Genomic DNA, 22,623 nt, shown 5'->3' with positions numbered 1-22,623 from the left:
GCGACAGTGACGACTGAAGCTTCAGGACACGCGCAGCACTACCGGGGACTGTTTTGCCCTCGGAGCCTTCGCGCGGGCCTGACCGCAGCGCGAAGGCTCTGCCGCGCCTGCGCTCCGCGAAACCGAAGAGCACCGTGCCTGTGCCCTGCGGCCGGATCGGTCAGTCTGCATCGGTGTCGGGCTGGATCTCCACGGTGAAGGCCGCGTCCTCGGGGCCGTCGCCTTCCTCGTCCTCCCAGACGATCACGCGTACGTGCCTCTGCCCGGTGCCGCGCACCTCCCACTCGGTCACCAGGTCGGTGACGACGAGGGCAGCGACGTATTCGGCGGCCTCTTTGGGATCGTCGGTGATGACGGTCCCCCGCCACCGCTCGGGATGGCCGCCGTAGAGGCGCCAGCCCTGCGAGCCGTGCGGCTCGTCGACCCGGTACACCCAGCCCTTCTCGGTGCCCATGGCACCGATCCTTCCACTCGAGGAGCACCACGCGCCGCATCGGATCGACGCCCGCCGAGCGCCGGCCGCTCGACATCGTGGTCAGGGCGGTAGCGGCCGAGTACTCCTCGAATGTCAAGGCGTCGTTTATAGGGATCGCTACAGGAGGCGGCCGTGACCGTCATCACCGTGAACAACTCGAAGGGGCGTCTGGATCAGGAGCGGCGCCGCAAGCCGGCCGAGACGCTTACGGACGCGGTGCTCGTGCCTGAGGTCGGCCAATTCGGCGGACTCTTCTCCGACCTGGTCCGTGTGCCTTACGCGGACGACATGCTCGTACCGCTGTCGGACGGTCTGGACCCGGTCGCGATGGCCTCGGCGAGCGACAACTGGTCGCTGTCCTGGCGGCTTGTCGCACCTCACCTGAAGAACAGGCCCGGCGCGCGCGTGCTGGTCGTCGCACGCGGCAGCATCGGCCTGTACGTGTGCGACATCGCCCGCGCGCTCGGCGCCTCCGACGTCCTGTACGTCGACCCGAACGCCGAACGCCGAACGCCGAACGCCGAACACCGCAAACTCGCCGAGAGCTACGGCGCCCGTACCGCGGAGGCGATCGAGCCCGTCCGGCACGGCTTCGACATCGCCGTCGAGGCAACCGGGCGCGTCGGCCAGCTCGCCCTGACCGTCAAGTCCCTTGCCCCGGAAGGTATCTGCGAGTCCGCCGGCAACCACTTCCGTCCCGGCGAGCTCCCCTTGCTCGACATGTACCTCACCGGCGTCACGCTGCGCATCGCCCGTGACAACGTCCGGGGCCACATCCCCGACGCCCTCGACCTGGCCCTCTCCGGCAAGGTCGACCCCGCCCGGGTCGTGTCCCACGTCCTCGACTGGGAACAACTCCCCGACGCCCTGCCCGAGAAGCACCTCAAGCCCGTGTTCGTCCGCGTCGACGGCTGACACATCCCGACCGAGAAACCTGATGAACCCAGTACCGACCGAGTCCCTCAGGACGACCCCCGACCCCGCCCGAGGTGTTGCACCGCATGACGGACGAAGTGCGACGGCTCACGGGGCAGTTGACCGGCCGGCGGCGGGCACGGGCGGAGATCCCGGCGGTGGACGAGTTCCCCGGTCGGGTACGGATGTACAGCCCCGTCACCGGTCCCGGCAGCCCGCTCGCCCCGCCCATGCGGGTGACGCCGGACGGCGATGGCATCGTCGGCCACTGCACCCTCGGCATCGCCCACGAAGGCCCACCCGGCTATGCGCACGGCGGCATGAGCGCCATGCTGCTGGACGAACTGATGGGCTGGGCCTGCTACGCGGCCGGAAGCCCCGCCATGACCGTCTTCCTGCAGATGCGGTACCGGCGTCCCGTCCCCCTGGAGACCCCGCTGCGGACCCACGCCCGCGTCACGGGCACCCAGGACCGGAAGATCTTCGTGGCGGGCTCGATCAGCACCGAGGACGACCCGTCGGTGGCCTTGGTCGCCGCGGACGGGGTCTTCGTCAGACCCGACCCCGACCCCGACCGGGCCCGCACCCTGTTCCCGAACACGCCCTGATCCGATGTCGCGGGCTGCCACCCGTAGCGGGCGGCAGCCCCTCCAGAGCCGCGCAGCCCGCGTTGTCGGACAGCAGGTCGGCGCCGCCCAGCTCGGCCGCCAACAGCTCGGCAGCGGACTGCACGGCCACCGCGTCGGCGACGTCGATGGCCAGGGCGCGGCCAGGTGCTCGGCCGACGCCTCACCCATGCCGCTGAAGGCACCGGTGACGACCGCGACACGGCCGGGGAGGGGACGGGTGGGGGGTCTGATGCTCACCCCCGACCGCGCCGGGCTGCCCGCCGACGGGCGCACCCGCCGGGTGCCCGGCCTGCGCCGCGACGAGGTCGCCCGCCTGGGAGGAGTCAGCAACGCGTCACCGACGGGGATCAGGTCGCCGCCGAGACCGTCGCCATCCTCCGCCTGGAGGCCGGCCGCCACCCTCACGACCGCAGGCTCGCCGACCTCGTCGCCGAACTCACCCTGAAATCCCCCGAGTTCTCCACCTGGTGGAACGACCACCGCGTACTGAGCCGAGGACGAACGCGTCGAGGTCCAGGCGTCCTTGGAGATGTAGGTCGATCAGCATCGGGACGGGCAGCCGCCCTCCTGCTGTAAGCGACCCTGAAGACGTGGCTCGTGATGGGCGGGATACTGGTCGGGGCATGGGAGCGAGTTCTGGCCCTGTTGCCCGCGCCCTCCAGGTCCGTGCGGAGGTTGCGCCCGAGCTGCACGAGCCATTCCGTGGTCGGGTGTGCGGTGGGGCCTGTCCTTCGGGAGGCGGTGGGGCAGGCCGGGGAGCACAGCACGATCCGCCAGCCCGACACGCCCACCCCGCGAGCACCTGGCGTCCGCGCCCCACGCTCCATCCGATATTTGCGAACTTCGGTGAGAAATTTGCAGCGATCTACATGAGTCATTCTTAGCTTCGTCGGAATCTAGCGGGGTGGATGGGGGCTCTGTACGGTCGGGGCGCCGGTTCCTCGGACTCCTTGAAGGAGCATCAGATGCCGACAGGCGCAGGCGGCAGCGAGCGCGGCGGTGGGTGCGACGAAGCCGTTCTCGGTCTACGAGGCCGAGGAGGGAACGCCGGACGGGGGTGCGGCCGTCCGGTCGCTGACCTCGGCGCCGACGACGCAGTACTCGAGCGCCGCCCTGGAGGCTTCGGGCCATTCCTGTGTCCACCTGGGCGGCACGGGCCAGTCGGTGCAGTGGACGAACACCACCGGGCAGCCGATCTCCTTCCTCAACGTCCGTGCCGGCATCTCGGATTCGGCGTCCGGCGGTGGGGTCACAGCGACGCTGGACCTGCACGTCAACTGGGTGTTTCGGCAGGCGCTGAACCTCAACTCCCGGCAGTGCGGTGGCGGACAACAATCCGACCAATGGCGCGGCCGGCAGCCAGTCGGTTGAGCAATGTCACCGTCAGCGACAACACCTCGATCGCACCGTGGGGTGGCAAGGGTGCCGGGATCTACAGGGGCAGCGGCCATCAGGTCAAGGACAACTACATCAGCGATACAGCCCGCTACATCGGTCTGTGAGCCGGGCGCTTCGGTGTCAACGGCAACGACCTGCTGTCCGCGACCGTGGCGGGCAACACCGACGGAACACCGGGGTCGTCGACAGGGTCATGGTGACCGGCAACACCGTCACCGACTCCCTCTATGACGGGCTCGGCTCCGGAGCCTCGGACTTCGTCGACAACTCCAGCGGGTGCGTCGCAACGGTGAGCGACAACCACTGGCCGCCGGCGCTTCCGAGGGCCCCTACGGCGGCACCTCTGCCGCCGTGCCCGGCAGGGTGCAGGCGGAGAACTACGACACCGGCGGCCAGGGGGTGGCCTACAGCGTCACCTCCGTCAACGGCAGCGCCAACTTCTACCGCGTCGACGGCGTGGACCCGGACAACACCGCGGACACCGGCGGCGGTTACGACCTGGGCTGGACCAGCGGCGGACAGTGGTTCCGCTACGCCGTGGACGTCGCCGCGGCCGGCATCTACACCCTCGGTCTCCGCGTCGCGGCACCGTCCGCGGTGGCAGGCGCGCTGCACCTGTCGGATGCCTCCGGCGTCGATCTCCCCGGAGCCGTCGACCCGCCCGCCACCAGCGACTGGCAGACATGGGCCACTGTGACCACGCATGTGAGCCTGCCCGCGGGCCGGCAGATTCTGACTCTCAACCAGGACAGCGGCGGCTGGAACATCAACTACCTCGGCTTTGCCGCGGGGAGCGGATCGCCGTCGGCCACCCTGACGGTGTCTCCCGGATCACTGACCTTCGCCGACCAGGCGGTGAACACGACCAGCGCCGCGCAGACCGTCTCGGTCGGAGCGCCTCCCGCGTCACCATCACCGCCAACAACGGCTGCCCGCGGGCCAGGTGTCCGAATTCCAGATCTGGAACCCCTGACCCCGCCCTCCAGCCTCAAGACGTCACATTAGATCTTGCAGGCTACATTTTTATTGTTGCAAAGTTCTGTCTAGTTCTTGCGGCCTCATATCAAAGATATTACGGTCCCCCTTGCGTCTCTGGCACCCCCCCGTCCTTCCTCTGTCTCCCGTCTCCCTTTGAGTCGCTTCGCCGACCTCAGTCCATCGGGCCGACGAGGTGTCCTGCTCCGCGCTGAACCGTGTCGATCGCCTGCGTTCTCGCGTGTTCTCCGTCCCTCCCTCTCCGGCGGTGCCAGCGGAAGAGTTCCGGCATTTTGCGTGAAAGGAGTGGTAAGTGTTCCATTCCATCCGAGATCTGAGACGAGCCCTCGTCTGGGCAGTCAGCACCGCGATGCTGGCTGTCGTCGGCGTCTTCGCCCTGGCTGTCCAACCTGCTTGGGCGGCGGCCGCTGCCACTGGCGGCAGCGGCGCGAGCCTGCCGTACGTCGAGGTGCAGGCGGAGAGTTCCGCCACCAACGGCACGCCCATCGGCCCGAGTTACACCCAGGGCCAGTTGGCTGACGAGGCGTCGTACCGCAAGGCGACGACGCTGCGGGGCACCGGCGAGTACGTCACGTTCACCACGCCGGTGGCGACCAACTCGATCAACTTCCGGTACAGCATCCCCGACACCTCGGGCGGCTCGGTCTACACCGCCGCGCTGTCTCTGTACATCAACGGTGTCAAGCAGCCCGACTTCACCCTGACCAACGCCTACAGCTGGTACTACGGCAGCTATCCCTTCACCAACTCGCCGGGCAGCAACCCGCACCACTTCTTCGACGAGGCCCACCGCCTGTTCTCCACCACCTATCCGGCGGGAACGACCTTCAAGCTGCAGGTCGATTCGGGGGACACCGCCTCCTCGTACACGATCGACTTCGCCGACTTCGAGCAGGTCGGCGCCGCCCTGACCGCACCCTCGGGGTCGGTGTCGGTGACCAGCAAGGGCGCCGACGCGACCGGTGTGAACGACGCGACCAGAGCGTTCAACGCCGCGATCAGCGCGGCCGGCCCCGGCGGCACCGTGTGGATCCCGCCGGGCACCTACAACATCCCCGGCCACATCAGCGTCAACAACGTCACGATCGCCGGCGCCGGCATGTGGTACTCGACCGTCACCGGCACGGCACCCGGCTTCTACGGCAACTCCGCACCCTCGGCCAGCACCAATGTGCGCCTGCAGAACTTCGCGATCTTCGGCAATGTGCAGGAGCGCGACGACAGCGCCCAGGTCAACGGCATCGGCGGCGCGATGAGCAACTCGACCGTCTCCAACCTGTGGATCGACCACATGAAGGTCGGCGCCTGGATGGACGGCCCGATGGACGGGCTGACGTTCAGCGGCATGCGCATCCGTGACACCACCGCGGACGGCATCAACTTCCACGGCGCGGTCACCAACTCGAAGGTGACCAACAGCGACATCCGCAACACCGGCGACGACGGCATCGCCACCTGGGCGGACTCCGGTATCGGTGCCGACGCCAACGACACGATCTCCAACAACACCGTGTCCCTGCAGATCCTCGCCAACGGCATCGCGATCTACGGAGGCCACGACAACACCGTCAGCGGCAACCGGGTGGTGGACTCCGGCATCACCCAGGGCGGCGGCATCCACGTGGGCCAACGGTTCTCGTCGACGCCGGTCGGCACCACCACGATCTCCGACAACACCATGATCCGGGACGGCAGCCTCGACCCGAACTGGCAGTTCGGCGTGGGCGCACTGTGGTTCGACGGCAGCCAGGGCGCGATCACCGGCCCGGTCAACGTGACCAACGCGCTGATCCAGCAGAGTCCGTACGAGGCCGTCCAGTGGGTCGAGGGCACCATCAGCGGTGTCAACCTCACCAACGTGACCATCGCGGGCACCGGCACCTTCGCCCTGCAGGAGCAGACCGGCGGCGCGGCGAAGTTCACCAATGTCACGGCCACCGGCGTCGGCTACTCCTCCCCGGTGTACAACTGCTCGGTCGGGAGCTTCACGGTGACCGACGGCGGCGGCAACTCCGGCATCAGCGGCACGCCGTACTGCGGAGGGTGGCCGGCTCCGGTCTACCCGCCCTACCCGTCCGAAGGTGTGACGGCCACCCCCGGCGCGCTCAACTTCGGTTCGGTGCCGACAGGTTCGACGAGTGCCGCGCAGACTGTGACGGTCTCCAACCCGACCGACACCGCCGCGCCCGTCTCGTCGATCTCCACCAGCGGGGACTACTCCCAGACCAACACGTGCGGCTCGTCGATCGCGGCGAACGGCTCGTGCACCGTCAGCGTGAAGTTCGCGCCGACGGCGACCGGCAGCCGTAGCGGCGCTCTGACCGTCACCGCGGGCGGGACCACCAACACGGTCAGCCTCTCCGGTACCGGCACCGCGCCGGGCCCGGTTCTGAACACCGACCCGTCGAGCCTGTCCTTCGACGGGACGGTGGTCGGCTCGTCGGCCCCCGCGCAGACGGTGAAGGTGACCAACTCGGGCACCGCGTCGGCGAACATCTCGAGCGTCGCGGTGACTGGTGACTTCAGCCAGACCAACAACTGCTCCACCCTCGCGGTCGGCGCGTCCTGCACGGTGAGCGTCGGGTTCAAGCCCACCGCGGGCGGATCGCGCACCGGCAACCTGACCGTCACCAGCAACGCCAACAACAGCCCGACCACCGTCTCCCTGTCCGGCAACGGCATCGACAGCGGCACCGACATCGCCGCCGGACGGCCCACGACGGCGAGTTCGAGCAGCAGTCCGTACGTCCCCTCGAACCTCACCGACCCGGACGCGTCGACATACTGGGAGAGCGCGAACGGCTCGTTCCCGCAATGGGCCCAGGTCGACCTCGGCCAGAACTTCAGCATCGGCAAGGTCGTGCTCAAGCTCCCGCCGGCGACGGCATGGTCGGCTCGCACACAGACCCTGTCGGTGCAGGGATCCACGGACGGATCCAACTTCTCGACGATCAAGGCCTCGGCCGGGTACACCTTCGACCCGAACGCCAACAACAACACGGCGACGATCACGTTCAACGCCGCCACCGCGCGATACGTGCGGGTGAACATCACCGCCAACACGGGCTGGAACGCCTCCCAGTTGTCGGCCCTCCAGGTGTTCCCCAGCGGGGGCGGCTCCTCGCCGGCGACCCTGTCGGCCGACCCGACGTCGCTGTCGTTCCCCAGCCAGGCGCTCAACACCGCCAGCAGCGCGCGGACGGTGATGGTGACCAACAGCGGTACCGCGGCCGCGACCGTCTCCGGCATCACCGTCACGGGCGACTTCTCGCAGACGAACACCTGCGGGACGTCGATCGCGGAGGGCGCCTCCTGCACGGTGGACGTCACGTTCAGGCCCACCGCGTCCGGCACCCGCGCCGGCGACCTCAGCATCGCCGGCAATGCGTCGAACGGTACGACCACGGTCGCGCTGACCGGCACCGGGGCCGGCGCGGCAAACCAGAACCTGGCGGCCGGGAAGCCCACCACCGAGTCGAGCCACACCGACGTGTACGCGTCGTCGAACGTGACGGACGGCAACCAGGGCAGCTACTGGGAGAGCGCCAACAACGCTTTCCCGCAGTGGGTGCAGGTGGATCTCGGTTCCGCGCAGAGCGCCGGCCGAGTCGTCCTCCAGCTCCCGGCCGGCTGGGGCGCCCGTAACCAGACGCTGTCCCTGTCGGGCAGCACCGACGGCGCCGCTTTCACCACCATCAAGTCGTCGGCCACGTACACCTTCGACCCCGCCACCAACAACACGGTCACCCTCACGTTCACCGCGACCACCCAGCGATACGTCCGGGTGAACATCACGGCGAACAACGGCTGGCCGGCCGGTCAGATCTCGGAGTTCCAGGTCTGGAACACCTGATCCGACCTGAGGGTGCCGCCGAGCGCAAGCGCGCTCGGCGGCACCGACCACCGAAGAGAAGTCCAGATGGGTGTCACACGCAGAGTCTTCTTACGGGCCGCGATCGCGGCCACCGCGGTGGGAACCGCGGGAGCCACCGAGACCGTACTCGCCCAGACCGCGTCAGCGGCCAGCCCGCCGGGCGACGTGGTCGGCAAGATCAGCGTCGGCTACCAGGGCTGGTTCGCCTGCGTCGGCGACGGTGCGCCCATCAACGGCTGGTGGCACTGGAGCCAGGACTGGGGCCGGTCGCCGTCACCCACCAACACCAACATCAAATGCTGGCCCGATGTGCGTGACCACACCAACACGTATCAGACCTCCTACGCCGCCCTCGGCAACGGGCGACCCGCCACGCTGTTCTCCTCGTACGACCAGCAGACGGTGAACACCCACTTCCTGTGGATGCAGCAGAACGGCATCGACACGGCCGGCCTGCAACGCTTCAACCCCACCGGCGGCGAGGGCCCCACCCGCGACGCCATGGCGACCAAGGTGCGCAGCGCCGCCGAGTCGTACGGGCGGAAGTTCTACATCATGTACGACGTCAGCGACTGGACGAACATGCAGTCCGAGATCAAGACGGACTGGACGAACAAGATGTCCGCGCACACCGCGTCCTCGGCGTACGCGAAGCAGAACGGCAAGCCGGTCGTCTGTATCTGGGGCTTCGGCTTCAACGACAACGACCACCCCTTCACCGCCGACGCCTGCCTCGACGTCATCAACTGGTTCAAGGGCCAGGGTTGTTACGTCATCGGTGGCGTCCCGCCTGAGTGGCGGACGGGCACCGGGGGCTCACGGCCCGGCTATCTGGGTGTCTACCACGCCTTCAACATGATCTCGCCGTGGATGGTCGGCGCCATCGGGAACGTGACCGAGGCCGACAACGCCTACACCACCTACACGCTCGGCGACCAGGCCGACTGCGACGCCAACGGCATCGACTACCAGCCCTGCGTCCTGCCCGGCGACGTTTCCGGCCGGCAGCGCGCGCACGGCGACTTCATGTGGCGGCAGTTCTACAACATGGTGCGGGCCGGGGTGCAGGGCATCTACATCTCGATGTTCGACGAGTACAACGAGGGCAACCAGATCGCCAAGACCGCCGAGACACAGGCGTGGGTGCCCACCAACTCCGGATTCCTCGCCCTCGACGAAGACGGCACCGCCTGCTCCTCCGACTACTACCTGCGCCTGACCGGCGACGGCGGCCGCATGCTCAAGGGCCAGATCGCGCTGACCGCCACTCGCCCCACCCAGCCGATCGTCCCCACCGGCGGTGACACCACACCGCCCGGCGCGCCGGGTGCCCTGACCGTCACCGGGCACACCAGCGACTCCGTCTCACTGGCCTGGAACACGTCGACCGACAATGTCGGCGTGACCGGCTACCGCGTCCTGCGGGTGACCGGCTCGACCAGCACACAGGTGGGTACCACCAGCGCCGCCTCGTTCACGCGTCCACCGCCTACACCTTCGACGTCGTAGCCTTCGACGCGGCGGGCAACGTGTCGCAGCCTTCCAACCAGGTCACCGTCACTACCGACCCCCCTTCCAGCCCCATCAACCTCGCCCTCCACCGCCCCACCTCGGAGAGCAGCCACACCCAGATCTACGCCTCGTCCAACGCGACCGACGGCGACACCAACACCTACTGGGAGTCCGCCAACAACGCCTTCCCGCAGTGGGTCCAGGTCGATCTGGGCGCCGTCACCGGCGTCAGACGGATCGTCCTCAACCTCCCCCCGGCGGCCGCCTGGGCCACCCGTACCCAGACCATCTCCGTCCAGGGCAGCACGGAAGGCGGCACCTTCGCCCAGCTTCTCGCCCCGGCGGGCTACACCTTCGACCCGGCGACCGGCAACACCGCGACCCTCACGCTCCTCTCCACCGTCACCACCCGCTATGTACGACTCACCTTCACCGCCAACAACGGCTGGCCGGCCGGGCAGGTCTCGGAGTTCCAGCTTCGGCGTCTGATGAACAGAGGGCCTCGACCCGCTCTCTTGAGGGTGGTGAGGAACAGCAGACGCCCGTCCGGAGGCAGTTCGATGTCCGTGATCGTGCTAGGGGCCACTGACAGCTCCACTTTGGGCGACAGGATCGTCACACGCAGCCGATCTTCGTTCTCGTGCACAGTCCGTCCGTCGGTCCCTCGACCTGGCACCCTGTGGCCGAACACCTGACGGCGGCGGGGGTGTCGGTCTGCTCACGCTGTTCCGCGGGGTTGTCACCAGCGGCGGACGTGTCTCACGGGAGCCGGCTGCCGATTCGTACGCCGTCTACATCGTCCATCTCCCGCTCGTCGTGACGGTGCAGAACTACCTCGCCGGGCGCGGCCCGTCCGCGGCAGCCGCGTGGGCAACGGTGTCCGTCGCCGTCGTACCGCACGCCTTCCTGCTCCCTGCCGGGCTGCGGCGGTTGCCGGGTTCCGGCGAGTGATGTGACGAGGGATCAGTCTTTGTCGTCCTTGCTGTGTCCGTTCTTCCCCTTCTGGGTGTGCTGTTGCTTGTCCGGGCCGTCGTCTCCGCTGTTGCCGGGCCCCTCACCACCGGTCGGGGGAGTGCTCAGGGGCGCGGACGTGGCCGGGGTGGAGCTCGTAGTGCGAGGCGGATCCGTCGGTGGTGTCTCCGCCGAGCTGTGGTCGGGAGAGAACCACGTCAGGCCGACCAGCAGCGCCGCGAGGAAGACCACCAGCGCGGCGACGGTGCTCACCGCCTTCGACCGGTGTACGACGAAGGCGCGAAGTCCCGATCGCTGCCGACGCGGCGTCCGGTGGGCCCCGGCGGTGCTGCCAACGGCGGACGGGAAGGCGTACGTGGTCGCGGAGCCGGGGGCCGCGCCGGCCGTGTTCGTTCCGGGCCTTGCGACCGCCCCCAAGGCGGTCGCGCGCGGCACCTTCGGCTCGGTGAGCGGCGCGGCTGCCGGGAGGGGCTCGGGGCGCCCCCTCCAGGCACCTGCGGCGAACCATTCGGCCGTCTGACGTGCCGTGGGGCGGTCCTCGGGCCGCTTGGCGAGGAGACCGAGCAGGTAGTTCTCGAAGGCGGGCGGCAGACCGACGCCGAGCTCCCGCGGTGGTACGGGGGCCGTGTCGAGGTGGTGGTGGAGGATCGCGACGGCGCTGTCGGCGTGGAACGGCGGTCGTCCGGTGAGGAGTTGGTAGAGCAGGCAGCCGAGCGAGTAGACGTCGGACGCCGGTCCGGCGGGCTTGCCGAGGGCGCGCTCGGGGGCGAGGTACAGGCTGGTCCCGACGATCTGACCGGTCGCGGTGAGCGCGGCACCCGGGTCGTCGACGAAGCGCGCTATGCCAAAGTCGCCGATCTTCACGGACCCGTCGGCGTCGAGGAGAAGGTTGCCGGGCTTGATGTCCCGATGCACGATGCCCTGATCGTGCGCGACGGCGAGCCCCGCGGCCGCCTGAGCGGCGATGCGGGCCACCTCCTCGGCCGGCAGCGATCCTGCCTGGGAGAGCACGCGGGCGAGACTGTCGCCCGTGACCAGCTCCATCACCAGGAACAGACGGCCCTCCTGCTCGCCGAAGTCGATGACGCCGACCACATGAGGGTGGCTGAGCCGGCCCGCGGTCTGGGCCTCCAGACGGAAGCGGGAGGCGCCGGTGGGGTCGGTGTTCTGGGCGAGCAGGAGCTTGACAGCCACTGCTCTGCCGAGCACCTCGTCGTACGCCTGCCAGACCTCTCCCATCGCGCCTCGTCCGATGGTGGCGTGCAGCCGGTACCGGCCCGCTATCAGCACCTGTTACTTCATCCTCACGCTGTGAGACGACTCGACCGCTGCCGGCCATGTCCCTGCGAGGGGACGGGTGATGCTGGGGGTGCCGCAGCGACCCCAGCCTACCGGCAGGCTGAGGGCCACATGATCTTCTTCGCCCAATCGAGACACCTTTGACCGGGGAGAACGTCAACCGATTGCTGGGTGCCGATCACGGGTTCTGTACCAGCCCGGCAGGTCAGTGTCCTTTTCCGGTCCCGCGGCAGCAGCAGCCGGCCAGGTACTCACGAGGCCCACGCCGCTGGGCCGGCGTTCCGAAGAGATCATCGAACCGGACGGCGTACGCTTCCAGCGGACCGGGCGCGGGCGGACACGGCAGCCGCTTCGTCATCTCAAGCTCCCCAGGCCGTAGTTGACGTCTTCACCTCATGGCCCACTCCCGCACGGGCCCGCCGCCAACAAACCACCGTTTGGGCGGAGCTCAGTTGGAGAGATCGAGCGGGGCAGGGACTCTCTTTTCTGGGAGCGACGGCCCGACGTCGGGTGCCCGAACCCGTCGTGCCGAGTGCGGCGGCGCTGGTACACCGTCACCCGGCGGCCGTGCTGGTCGGTTTCGGAACAGCGGACGAAGTACGCCTGCAGGACGCGCTGTTTGGCCCGGTCGCGATTTGTGGGGGCGGATGGCGCGCTCTCGTCGCTGACAACGACGATGCGGTGTACGGCCAGCATGGCGTCCGCTATCTGCTTTGGAGTGCCCTCCACGCCGTTCAAGGTGCCGGATTCCAGCGGGCCGCGGACCAGCGCCAGGTCTTGGATCCCGGTGAATTCGGCGGGCGAGACCAGGGCGGTGTCACGACGGGCCGCGGGGATGTACAGCACCCCATCGCCCGGCTCATGGACCGCAGCGACCATCTTGGCCGTGGACAGTACGTCATCGACTCGGCTGGCCGCACTGTGGAGTGACAGTTCGACGGGAAGCAGCCCGAGTAAGGCGAGAGCCATGACAGCGACGATCAGTCGTCGGGGCGGCGTGCGCAGGCGATCCGCGAGTGCGCGGAGCGCCGCGCCGATGAGCAGGGCGAGCCCGAGATAGCTGAAGAGGACGTAGCGGGAGAGGTAGACGGGATGGGCCAGGGAGACGGCGAGCAGCAGGAGTGGAGGAAGGACAAGCAGTGGCAGGGCAAGCGCGGTGAGCGGGAGTCGGGTGCCGCTGGGCGGGCGGTGGTCTCGCCTCGGGCGTGCGAGCCATGCGCAGAGTGCGCCCGCAAGCAGTGTCAGTAAGAGGCCGAGCAGGGTGCTCTGGTTGATCGGGGGGATCCAGGCGACCTGCTCCGACTGCGCCTTGCTGGCCATGATGAGGGGCAGCGTGCCGATCACGGCGGCGGATGAGCCGACTGCCCAGCGCAGGACGGTCCCTCTGGAGGGGCGGGCGAGGGCAATCGTCACTGCGTGTGCGAACAGCACAAGGAGCGAGAACCAGTTGAGTAGTGCGCCTGCCAGAACAGCCATGCTGTACGCAACCCAGTGGCCGGCGCCCGGGCTGTCGACCGCCTCGACCAGCAGCCGGCAGGCCAGTGCGACGCAGGCCGCGACCAGAGCGTAGGGGCGTCCTTCCTGCGCGTATTGCTGGACGGCGGGGATCAGGGCGAAAGCCAGGCCCGCAGCCAGCCCCGTGTACTCGTCGGCCAGTCGGGAGCTCAGGAGAGTGATCAGGGTGGCAGCGCCGGCCATGGCCAGAACGGAGGGCAGTCGCAGAGCAAGGAGGCTGTCTCCGAAGACAGCGAAAACGCCATGCATGAACAGGTAGTAGAGGCCGTGGACGACATCGATCCGATCCAGCATGTGCCAGATTTCGGGAACGGTCCTGTGGGCTACCTGCCACGTTGCCGCCTCGTCGCGCCACATGCTGTTCTCGCGCCTGATCCCCCACAGGCCAAGGAGAAGGGTGAGGGCTGCCGGACCGGCAGGCGCGATTGAGGTTTTGGGCATGACAAATTCCTGGATCGGCGTGAAGGAGGAGTCGAGCAGAACGTCAGGCGGTCGCCGGACGATCCTGATCACCTGCAGGACGTTAGGCGGCGGAGGTGATCGGGGTCGTCACCTGCGATGACGACCAAGGGGGTCCGCCGTAGGAACTACGACAGACCCAGATACGGCTGTTGGACGTAGTCCTCAAGTGCCAGGCCGTCAACGCCTCCGGCCAATCGGCTGCCCTGCCCGCTGCGTTCACCGACTGCCCATCCATGTCGGACTGTGCTGCTGCCCTCACCAAGGCCGGCTACCGGCAACAGGTCTCTTGCCGGCCCGAAGGCAACTTCTGGACGCTTCAATGGGTGGAGACCTCCTAACCTCGCAAGGCGTGGGTCTGAATCGATCATTCATACGATCGGAGGGCCCGGGGGCTTCGGGTATGGCAGTAGAGGTTGAGCCGTCGGCGCGCGCCGGCATGCGGGGTGGGCGTGCTACGGCGGCTGATGCGGGAGACTTCCTGGGCCGTATGACGCAGTAACGTCAGGGACACCCGAGCCGCCTCTTGCTCGCGGCTGGGGTCGGGTGTCCGGGGCATGGACCTCACCAGGCCGCTCAGCCCTCGTGCAGCAGGTAGGCGAGGAAGCCTTGCCGGGCCCTGGCGGACCGGGGCGACGCGGAGCTTCGGCCGGAAGTCGGCGTCGGTGCGCGCGAGGGCCGCGGCGAGTTCTTCCCGGAGCCGGCCGTCCGCAGCAGCCTCGGTGCGGCCCACGTTCTCGGCCCCGGTCGGCAGGCGCACGGAGCGGAGCACTTGTAGGTTCCATTCGACCGCTCCGACCTGACGTACACGCGGCCCTACTCATCTGAACCCCGCACACATCAGCACGGCGATCCCGATCGACTCGTGACGGTCGTGGGTGCGGCTGGATACCTGGGTCTGGCTGGGCAGATACACCACGAGGGCGCGCCAAGGGCCTGCCGATCATCAAGGTGTTGCTTTCAGATCGGGGGCTCGTTGATGTCGTATCCGCATTCCGGATGAAACGCGTGATCAATGTGCCGTGTGGTTCGGGGTGTTGTTCCCGCATCTGAACGAGCGGCAGCGGCGATTGCTGATGGCCGCGGAGGTCCGGGGGTTGGGGCATGACGGTGTCCGGGCCGTGGCCCGGGCGGCCGGGGTGAGTGAGACGACGGTCCGCAAGGGTGTGTTCGGTCTGGAGGCGGGCCAGTCCCTACTGGGGCGGGTGCGGCGGCCGGGCGGCGCGTGCAAACGCGACGCGGACCTGCGCTTTCAAGCGTCCGGGCCGCTCCTGGCGGCCGGCGGGGGAACCAGTGCCGGTGCACGTCCACGACTTCGCCGACCCGCGGCTGGGCAAGGCCATCCCTTACGGCATCTATGACCTGGCGGCGTATGTCGGCTGGGTCAATGTCGGCATCGACCACGACACCCCCACGTTGGCGGTGGAGTGCATTCGTCGCTGGTGGCACGATCAGGGCCAGGCCGATCACCCACGGGTTTCACGGCTGCTGATCACCCCCGATGCGGGCGGCTCCAACGGCTCTGGCACCCGGGCGTGGAAACGCCACCTCGCCCGCCTCGCCGCCGGAACCGGCCTGATCATCACGGCCTGTCACCTGCCGCCGCCGGGCACTTCGAAGTGGAACAAGATCGAGCACCGGCTCTTTTCCCACATCACGATGAACTGGCGCGGCCGCCCGCTGCCGGTTCCGCTCTCCGTCAAAGATGCCAGTCAGGAGGTCGTGGCTGTCGATCACCTCAGAGGTGCCCCGGGTCTCGTTCCTGTCCGGCCACGCGTCCAGGTTCGGCCGAACCACTCTGTCAGCCCGCACGGCTCGCTCACTGTGTCCCAGAAGTCGTCGAGTGACTCGATCAGCCGACCGCGCAGGTCAACGATCAGCTCGCTGCCCGTCATCGCAGCAGACCACTGAATCCCGCGATGCGATCAATAACGCGGCGTATCTTCACGGCAGGAATGCGTAGAACGGGCCGTCAGGCGCAAAGTTGCGAGAATACAACGTTACGTCCCTACCTTTGAGATAAGCCAGCAACCACTCACTGAACGTCATCTCGTAGAGAGTCCAGGCAGGACTGTCGAACTCCTGGACCACGACGCGCCAGGGCGACGAGGGGTTGTCGGGAATGCGCAGGAAAACCGCCTCGCCCGTCGTGGCCGACGCAACCGGCATCAGTTCCCCGGGGTTCGCCCCCACCGGACTCGGCAGGAACTCCGCCATGTCCTCCTCGCGCCAGAGCTCGAGATCCCCCCTGATGTTTTCTCCCAGACTGTGCAGAAGATGGCCGGCGGGGTGCTCAAGATACAACTGTCTGTTGATCTCGATCGAACCGTAGGCGTCCACGATCTCACGGAAGTCCGCAGGAAATTCGATACCGAGTTCCTGCTCCAGTTCGATCCATGGAGCCGGATCCGACCAGTTGAACCGGGGTTCGCCCAACAGGGCTGTGATCTCTGGAAGCGTTGCCACCACTAGATTCCTTCTAGCACGTCGAGCTGATGCCGGTCTTGGAGCTGACCGCAGTACAGGAGAGAGTCTCCTCGACCCCCTGGGGTCCGTACATGGTCATCCCCACCTGACTGCATTCTGATCACTCTGCGCTTCCTGACACGACGTCCCGGGTGGCGGCGCCCTCGTCTGCCGGCGTTCGGCGCTCTTGTGGCAGCCGGTGCTCCAGGCGCAGCATCAGCGCCGAGCCCAGCGCGGCGAGGAGGCCTACGGCAAGCCAGGGGAGGGCGCGTCCCTGGCTGAAGAGCAGGCCGAACAGGCTGGGCGCGATGATGCTTGAGAACGCGAAGGAGTACTGGAACGCGGCCAGGTAGGTGCCTCGCGACCCGGCCGGTGCCGCGTCCGCAGCGAGCGCATTGGATGCGGGCCCGTAGGTCATGTCCGCGACGCTGTAGCACATCACCACGAGCGCCATGAACGGCACCAGCGCCGGGGACGGTATCAGGACGGCTGCCGCGGACGCGGCGCACCACAGCACCCACAGCCCGCCGCCCCACGCCATGGCCCGTGCGCGGGTGCATCGGCGACGTACGAAGCGGTTGACGGCGGCCGTGCAGGTGGCCAACAGCAGTGTGTTGAGGGCTAGTAGGGGGCCGGGCGCCCAGCCGGGTCCTGACAGACCCTTGACCACGTAAACGGGCAGCGACAGGGCGAGGAATGTGCTGCACAGGGCGAAGATCGTGCAAGTCCCGATCAGCGCGAGGTAGGGCCGGTCCCGAAGCAGTGCCCGGTAGCCGGAGTGGCCCTCGGCCGGTGGTGGGGCATGCGGGGTGGATGGCACTGCGAAGACGACCACCAGTGCGGCGACCAGGAATGCGAGCGCGCTGCTCAGGATCAGCCAGTTGTAGATGCGCGTGGAGTCGACGGCGAGTAGCGCGCCCGCTAGCAGCGCTCCACCACCGGAGCCCGCTTCCCGGAGCATTCCGGTCCGCGCGAACCACTGGTCCTTGGCGTCGGCCCCCTCGGCGTCCGCCTGGTCGGCGATGAGCGTGAAGACCGAGGACCAGTAGACCCGTGTGCCGACCGTCGTCATCAGGACGGCGATCACCAGCGAGACGGCCCCGGAGACAGCCAGGTAGAGCAGGAAGCCCACTCCTTGCAGCACTTGGCCGCCGGCGACCACCAGCCGCGGCCCGAGCCGGTCGACCAGCCGTCCGATGGCCATCGGTACCGGCAGGGTCAGTGCGCCGGCCACGCTGACGAGCACACCGATGTCGGCCAGGTCCAGGTCAGTGACTTTGAGGAAGTAGAGCAACGACAACGGGAGATACAGTCCCGTGCCCAGTGAGTCGACCCCTACCGCTGCTAAGAGTGGCCATCGCCGTGGGCCACTCCGCCCTGAGCCGTTGTTCGGCGCTGCCTTTTCCATGAGATGCACCGTCCTCGTCCTGTCCATCCGATGACCAGCCGTCGTATCAGCGGCTCTCAACTTCTTTGCAAATGAGGGTTGCTCGGGTCGCTGACTATTCGGCCGCGTTGGTCACCCGAACCACCGCTCCAGTTCGAATGCCACGCCGTCGTCCTCCGCTGCCCCGGCGACCACGTCGGCGGCGGCACGGACATCCTGTGGGGCCTGTGTCACCGCGACGCCGCGGCCGGCCCAGCGAAGCATCTCGATGTTCTTGCGCCCGTCGCCGATAGCGAGCACGTCCGCACTGGCCAGCCCGAGTTCGTCGCAGACGCGGGTCATCCCCAACGGCGAGCGACCGGAACACAGCACGGCGTGGACACCTGCATTCAGGACGGCCCGCAACGCCTTGACGATCTTACTGCCGGACAGCTCAGCCGCCGGCTCCTCGACCTCGGTCCCAGCGGGAAGCGTGCCATCCGCGTCGAGTGCCACCAGGTGAGGCCGTCGGATCACGTCGGATCCACGCCGGATCTGGCTGATCCGCAACTACGCGCTGAGCTTCGCCGCGGTCGCGCTCCGCGCCTTCATCGGTCTCGGAGTGGCCCTACAGGGCCCGTTCCCCTCGCTGACCTTCGACGACATCTACACCACGAGCGTGTGGGCGTCGATCCTCGTGTGCGCGGTCGTCGCCGAGTACGTCATCATCCACAGGACACTCGCGCCGCTGGTGCGCAAGCGGTCGAGCAAGCCGCGCACACCTACGTACGACTCCTGATCACTTCGTCGTGGGTGAGGATGTTTAGTGGCGAACTCATCGCTCTGGGCGAGTGTGCGCCCCGGCGGGGCGTGCGTCGTCAGGTACGTAAGAGGAAAGCATGATTGAGCCGGATGCTTCTTTAGTCCCCCTCACTGCAAGTACCACCAGACGGCCGCCGTCCCGCCCCAGGCTCTCTGCCTTAGCAGGACGGATCAATCGCCCGCAGGACTGATCAGGAACGGCTGCCCGGGTATGTCGAAGTCGTCCAACCGCAACGCGTGAAGAGGCGAGTCGAGGTGGCCCAGGTGACCGCGACGGGATGTCGGTCACCTATCGGGGGCAGTCTGTCCGATGGCGGTGGATCGTCGGGGGATGACATCTTCCAGAGACGGCCGGCGCCCTCCCAAGGACGTCCGCCTGGCCGGGTCAGTGAGCCGTACCTGCCCATTGGGCTGTGCGGGCGAAACCGCCGAGCCGTTCGAACCGGGCGATCACCGTCCTCTGCTGAGCCTTGGGAGGGGCGGGCGGCCCGTGCTTACGTGCCCGGGCCGCCCGACGCGATCAGCTGAAGAACGGGTCGTCCACAACGTGAACCCAGCCGCCGCCCGGCTGGCGTCGGAGGATCTCGGTGGTGGTGGTGACCACCGGCTCCGGTCCGACCCCGGTGAGGGTGGCGGTGTTCGACACCAGGGCGACGTCGTCGACCTGTCGGATCTCGCGCATTTCGAGCTTGAGGCGGGCACCGCTGTCGACCATCTGCTGCATGGCCTGGCGGATGGCGTCCGTGCCCACCAGGTGGGTTCCGGGGGTGGGGACGAAGTGGGCGTTCGGCTCGTAGAGCGACACCAACCCCTCGACGTCGCCGGCCTCCAGGTACTCCATGTACATGGCCCCCAACTGCTGGGGTGTCTCGGCACGGCGCCGGGCGGTGACGCCGACCGGCTTGTCGCCCCAGCCTGCCGCGTCGATCAGGTCGTACCAGTTGGGGTAGGCGCCGTAGGGCAGGTGGCGGCGCAGCAGGTCGCCGATGAAGGTCGTCGGGGACGCCTTGTGGGGCTTGGCCACGGCCTGGGTGATGATGAGATCGCTGAACCCGTGGGCCAGGTCCTGACGCGGCAGCAGGGCGTGTACTTCGTCGGCGAGGCCGGCCGGCAGGCTCTCACGGTGGACTCCGAGGATGTCGGTGGCGATACCCAAGTGGGCCAGCGCCACCTCCGTGCCCTTGCGCGAGGCGATGCCTTCCGCGGTGTGCAGAGCGATGGCGTCCCAGGCGACGGCGATACGTTCTTCCTCGACACCCTGCTCGCGCAGGAATGCCGCTGCGAGGTCGGCGCCGTCGACCTCGAAACGCTGGTCGCCGTTGCTGCCCTCCTCGCTCAGTCCCAGGTCGTGCAGGATGCAAGCGACGAACAGCAGTTCGTCGTCGTAGTCGGTACCGGCGCGCAGACCCTTGTTCTGGGCATGGGCGCGGGCGAAGACGTAGCTGCGGACGCAGTGATCGTGAATGAAGCCTGGCGTGGTCTGTGCCGCATGGGCGTAGGTGTCCCGGGCGAGGCTCGTGTCGGGGAGGTCGAGCTGCTCGAAGACGGACAGATGTGCATCGGTGGTCATGATGTGTCTCCTTCTTTTGGGCCCCGGTCCGGGGCGGATCGGGGCGGTGGCCGGGCGGCGCGCTCACGCGTGCCGGGTATGGGGGGTGCGGCTGTACGGCAGGTGGAGTGGCAGCCGGTCGCCCCACGGGGGGATGTGCGGTTGGAGTGCTGTGCTTACAGCTGGGCGACGAACGCGCCGATGTGCGCGGCCACCTGGTCGGGCACCTCAAGGGGCGAGAGGTGGCCGGTGTCCTTCAGGATGGTCAGCGTGGCGGTCGGGATCAGCGGCAGCAGGTGGTCGGCGAGCACGGTCGGCGGGTCGACCTTGTCGTGGCTGCCCGCGAGAACCAGCACCGGCACCTCGATGGCTGAGACGCCGGCCGACACGTTCTGGACCAGGCCTTTGCGCGGCCACTCGAGACGGGCCTCGTCGCCGCCGCGCAGACTGTCCTCGACCACCTGCCGGCGCAGCTCGGGAGTCAGCCCGCCGTGGGTCAGCATCAGGTCGATGCTCTGAAGAACCGCCTCCTCGTTGTCGTAGGCGTGGGAGACCGTCTCCTGCACTTGCTCGCTCACCCCGATCGGCGCGGGCGGCGCGGGCGCCACGAGGACGACACCCCTCAGACCGGTGGGCTTGCGTGCGGCCAGCATCTGAGCCACCTTGCCGCCCATGGAATGCCCGACCAACACATAGCGGGAGTATCCGAGCGCGTCGACGACCCGCTGCGCGTCGTCCGCGAGCTGCTCCAGGTCATAAGGTCCCGGCACGCTCGTGGAGTCGCCCCAGCCACGCTGGTCGTAGGCCACGAAGCCCTGCCCGGGATCCAGACGCTGCAGCACCGGTATCCAGGTGCGCCGTGAGCCTCCCCAGTAGTGCAGGAAGATCAGCGCCGGGCCGTCACCCTCGCGGACGTGGGCGTACACCTGGCCGCCCCGCACGTCGAAGAAGCGGCCCACCACATTCTGCGAAGTCATTGCCGGCTCCTCGTCCACGGCCGGGGCTCTGGGACCGCTCCACCGGTGTGTGAAGTCGGCTGCCCCGTGCTCGCTCTTCGATCCTGCTCCGGAACCTCCCTTCCAGGCCATGGCTCATCTGCCAGCATGCGCATCTTTTGGGCCAGACGTTGCGGGTGAGCCCTTGCTTTCCAGTCATACGATCAGCGGTCTGATCTGGGGATTTATCCCGGGAACAGCTCTGAGTCAGAGCATGGCGGCTCCCTGGCCTTCCCTGCGGCATGGGTATCAGACGTAATATTGCGGCCATGAACAAGCACCGGGTCATGGTCCTGGCGGTCGACAGCGTGCTGCCCATGGATCTGGGGATCCCCACGCAGATCTTCAACGCCCGTCCGAACACCCCCTACGAGCTCACCGTGTGCGGCGACACCGAGGAGGCCGTGACCACAAGCTCCGGATTCACCCTCGGGCTCGCCGCGGGTCTCGAGGCGCTCGCCGAAGCGGACACGATCATCGTTCCGGGCTTCGAGGACTTCCGGCGCCCTCCGCTCCCACGGGTGAGGGCCGCTCTCAAGCTCGCCGGCCGCGCCGGGATACGCATCGCTTCCATCTGCACCGGCGCCTTCGCCGTCGCCTCGGCCGGACTGCTCGACGGCCGCACCGTCACCACCCACTGGGCCAAGGCGGACGACCTCGAAGAGCTCTACCCCCGGCTGCGCGTCGACCGCAACGTCCTCTACATCGACAACGACACCATCCTGACCTCCGCGGGATTTACGGCCGGCATCGACCTGTGTCTGCACCTGGTCCGCAAGGACCTCGGCGCAGCCGTCGCGAACGACATCGCCAGGGACATCGTCGCCGCTCCCCACCGCGACGGCGGACAGGCCCAATACATCAACAGGACCCTCCCCACCCCCCAGGCCACCACGCTCGCCGACACCCGCGAACGGGCTCTGCTCCACCTCGAAGAAGACCTCACCATCCCCCACCTCGCCGACCATGCCGGCGTCTCCCCACGCACCCTGACCCGCCTATGGCGCCAGGAAACCGGCGTCAGCCCCCACCAATGGCTCCTGACCGCCCGCATCAACCGCGCGCGAGAACTCCTGGAGACCACCGACCTCCAGGTGGAACAGATCGCCATCCGGTGCGGCCTCGGCAGCGGCGCCAACATGCGCGCCCGCTTCCGTGACGCCCTCGGCGTCACGCCCACGGCCTATCGCCGCACCTTCCAGTACCAGGCCGCCTGACGGCGAAGGCCAGACCGCGCGGTCACAGAGCCCGTCGACCCAGACATGCGTCCGCCCCGGCCGTGTCCAGGGCAGAAAGACCGCCTCATGGTAGGGCGTCGAGGCCGTCCGGCCGATCCAGGACGCCATCGAACAACGTTGCTGTCGGCTTCCAGGACAGTACG

Annotated in this window: 17 protein-coding genes and 4 pseudogenes; 12 read left to right on the top strand and 9 right to left on the bottom strand. The window is 68.1% G+C overall.

Going from position 1 to position 22,623, the window contains the following annotated elements; genetic code table 11:
- Nucleotides 1–160 precede the first annotated feature (160 nt).
- The gene (locus OG568_RS03995) at nt 161–454 is read right to left on the bottom strand and encodes a hypothetical protein (RefSeq protein ID WP_329530290.1); all 294 of its coding nucleotides are present in this window, start codon (nt 452–454) and stop codon (nt 161–163) included.
- A gap of 246 nt (nt 455–700) precedes the next feature.
- Here OG568_RS03995 and OG568_RS03990 point away from each other — a divergent pair.
- The 9 genes and pseudogenes from OG568_RS03990 to OG568_RS03950 form a co-directional block, all read left to right on the top strand.
- Nucleotides 701–1,390, top strand: a pseudogene (locus OG568_RS03990) (zinc-dependent alcohol dehydrogenase); the annotation flags it as partial.
- An 86-nt stretch (nt 1,391–1,476) separates the two neighbouring features.
- On the top strand, nt 1,477–1,998 hold the full coding sequence (locus OG568_RS03985) for a PaaI family thioesterase (RefSeq protein WP_329530289.1): 522 nt from the start codon (nt 1,477–1,479) through the stop codon (nt 1,996–1,998).
- A gap of 165 nt (nt 1,999–2,163) precedes the next feature.
- The gene (locus OG568_RS61230) at nt 2,164–2,595 is read left to right on the top strand and encodes an MmyB family transcriptional regulator (RefSeq protein WP_443077535.1); all 432 of its coding nucleotides are present in this window, start codon (nt 2,164–2,166) and stop codon (nt 2,593–2,595) included.
- Between the two features lie 423 nt (nt 2,596–3,018).
- Nucleotides 3,019–3,390, top strand: coding sequence for a hypothetical protein (locus OG568_RS03975; RefSeq protein WP_329530288.1), 372 nt, complete (start codon nt 3,019–3,021; stop codon nt 3,388–3,390).
- Nucleotides 3,387–3,521, top strand: a complete 135-nt coding sequence (locus tag OG568_RS03970) for a hypothetical protein (RefSeq protein ID WP_329530287.1) — start codon at nt 3,387–3,389, stop codon at nt 3,519–3,521. The genes OG568_RS03975 and OG568_RS03970 overlap by 4 nt, the downstream gene beginning before the upstream one ends.
- A gap of 172 nt (nt 3,522–3,693) precedes the next feature.
- On the top strand, nt 3,694–4,422 hold the full coding sequence (locus OG568_RS03965) for a carbohydrate-binding protein (protein WP_329530286.1): 729 nt from the start codon (nt 3,694–3,696) through the stop codon (nt 4,420–4,422).
- Nucleotides 4,423–4,705: 283 nt separating this feature from the next.
- Nucleotides 4,706–8,266, top strand: coding sequence for a choice-of-anchor D domain-containing protein (locus tag OG568_RS03960; RefSeq protein WP_329530285.1), 3,561 nt, complete (start codon nt 4,706–4,708; stop codon nt 8,264–8,266).
- A gap of 66 nt (nt 8,267–8,332) precedes the next feature.
- Nucleotides 8,333–10,278, top strand: a pseudogene (locus tag OG568_RS03955) (discoidin domain-containing protein); the annotation flags it as partial.
- Between the two features lie 337 nt (nt 10,279–10,615).
- Nucleotides 10,616–10,750, top strand: coding sequence for a hypothetical protein (locus tag OG568_RS03950; RefSeq protein ID WP_329530284.1), 135 nt, complete (start codon nt 10,616–10,618; stop codon nt 10,748–10,750).
- A gap of 12 nt (nt 10,751–10,762) precedes the next feature.
- On the opposite strand, the gene OG568_RS03945 is transcribed toward OG568_RS03950, so the two are convergent.
- The 3 genes and pseudogenes from OG568_RS03945 to OG568_RS03940 all read right to left on the bottom strand — a co-directional run bounded on the left by OG568_RS03945 (nt 10,763) and on the right by OG568_RS03940 (nt 14,098).
- Nucleotides 10,763–12,061, bottom strand: coding sequence for a serine/threonine-protein kinase (locus OG568_RS03945; RefSeq protein ID WP_329530283.1), 1,299 nt, complete (start codon nt 12,059–12,061; stop codon nt 10,763–10,765).
- A 170-nt stretch (nt 12,062–12,231) separates the two neighbouring features.
- Nucleotides 12,232–12,428: pseudogene (locus OG568_RS61225) on the bottom strand (IS701 family transposase); the annotation flags it as partial.
- 35 nt (nt 12,429–12,463) lie between these two features.
- Nucleotides 12,464–14,098: a glycosyltransferase family 39 protein gene (locus OG568_RS03940; RefSeq protein WP_329530282.1), complete on the bottom strand. Its 1,635-nt coding sequence runs from the start codon at nt 14,096–14,098 to the stop codon at nt 12,464–12,466.
- A gap of 932 nt (nt 14,099–15,030) precedes the next feature.
- On the opposite strand from OG568_RS03940, the pseudogene OG568_RS03935 reads away from it, so the two are divergent.
- Nucleotides 15,031–15,727: pseudogene (locus OG568_RS03935) on the top strand (ISAzo13 family transposase); the annotation flags it as partial.
- A gap of 261 nt (nt 15,728–15,988) precedes the next feature.
- Here OG568_RS03935 and OG568_RS03925 read toward each other — a convergent pair.
- From OG568_RS03925 to OG568_RS03915, 3 genes are all read right to left on the bottom strand, one after another.
- The gene (locus OG568_RS03925) at nt 15,989–16,510 is read right to left on the bottom strand and encodes an SMI1/KNR4 family protein (protein ID WP_329530281.1); all 522 of its coding nucleotides are present in this window, start codon (nt 16,508–16,510) and stop codon (nt 15,989–15,991) included.
- A gap of 121 nt (nt 16,511–16,631) precedes the next feature.
- Nucleotides 16,632–17,918: an MFS transporter gene (locus tag OG568_RS03920; RefSeq protein WP_329530280.1), complete on the bottom strand. Its 1,287-nt coding sequence runs from the start codon at nt 17,916–17,918 to the stop codon at nt 16,632–16,634.
- 111 nt (nt 17,919–18,029) lie between these two features.
- Entirely contained in the window at nt 18,030–18,392 is a 363-nt protein-coding gene (locus OG568_RS03915) for an HAD hydrolase family protein (protein WP_329530279.1), read from the bottom strand.
- Between the two features lie 106 nt (nt 18,393–18,498).
- On the opposite strand from OG568_RS03915, the gene OG568_RS03910 reads away from it, so the two are divergent.
- Nucleotides 18,499–18,675 carry a hypothetical protein gene (locus OG568_RS03910; RefSeq protein WP_329530278.1) on the top strand — a complete coding sequence of 59 codons (177 nt, stop codon included), beginning with the start codon at nt 18,499–18,501 and terminating at the stop codon, nt 18,673–18,675.
- A 543-nt stretch (nt 18,676–19,218) separates the two neighbouring features.
- On the opposite strand, the gene OG568_RS03905 is transcribed toward OG568_RS03910, so the two are convergent.
- Nucleotides 19,219–20,268 carry an SgcJ/EcaC family oxidoreductase gene (locus OG568_RS03905; RefSeq protein ID WP_329530277.1) on the bottom strand — a complete coding sequence of 350 codons (1,050 nt, stop codon included), beginning with the start codon at nt 20,266–20,268 and terminating at the stop codon, nt 19,219–19,221.
- Nucleotides 20,269–20,423: 155 nt separating this feature from the next.
- Nucleotides 20,424–21,224, bottom strand: a complete 801-nt coding sequence (locus tag OG568_RS03900; protein WP_329530276.1) for an alpha/beta fold hydrolase — start codon at nt 21,222–21,224, stop codon at nt 20,424–20,426.
- 287 nt (nt 21,225–21,511) lie between these two features.
- Between OG568_RS03900 and OG568_RS03895 the strand changes: the two genes are divergently transcribed.
- Nucleotides 21,512–22,459 (top strand): GlxA family transcriptional regulator, encoded by a 948-nt coding sequence (locus OG568_RS03895; protein WP_329530275.1) that lies wholly within the window; start codon nt 21,512–21,514, stop codon nt 22,457–22,459.
- Nucleotides 22,460–22,623: the final 164 nt, after the last annotated feature.

The organism is Streptomyces sp. NBC_01450 (assembly GCF_036227505.1).
Taxonomy (GTDB): Bacteria; Actinomycetota; Actinomycetes; order Streptomycetales; family Streptomycetaceae; genus Streptomyces.
The sequence above is the reverse complement of the archived record's forward strand: the minus strand, read 5'-3'. Positions and strand labels throughout refer to the sequence as shown.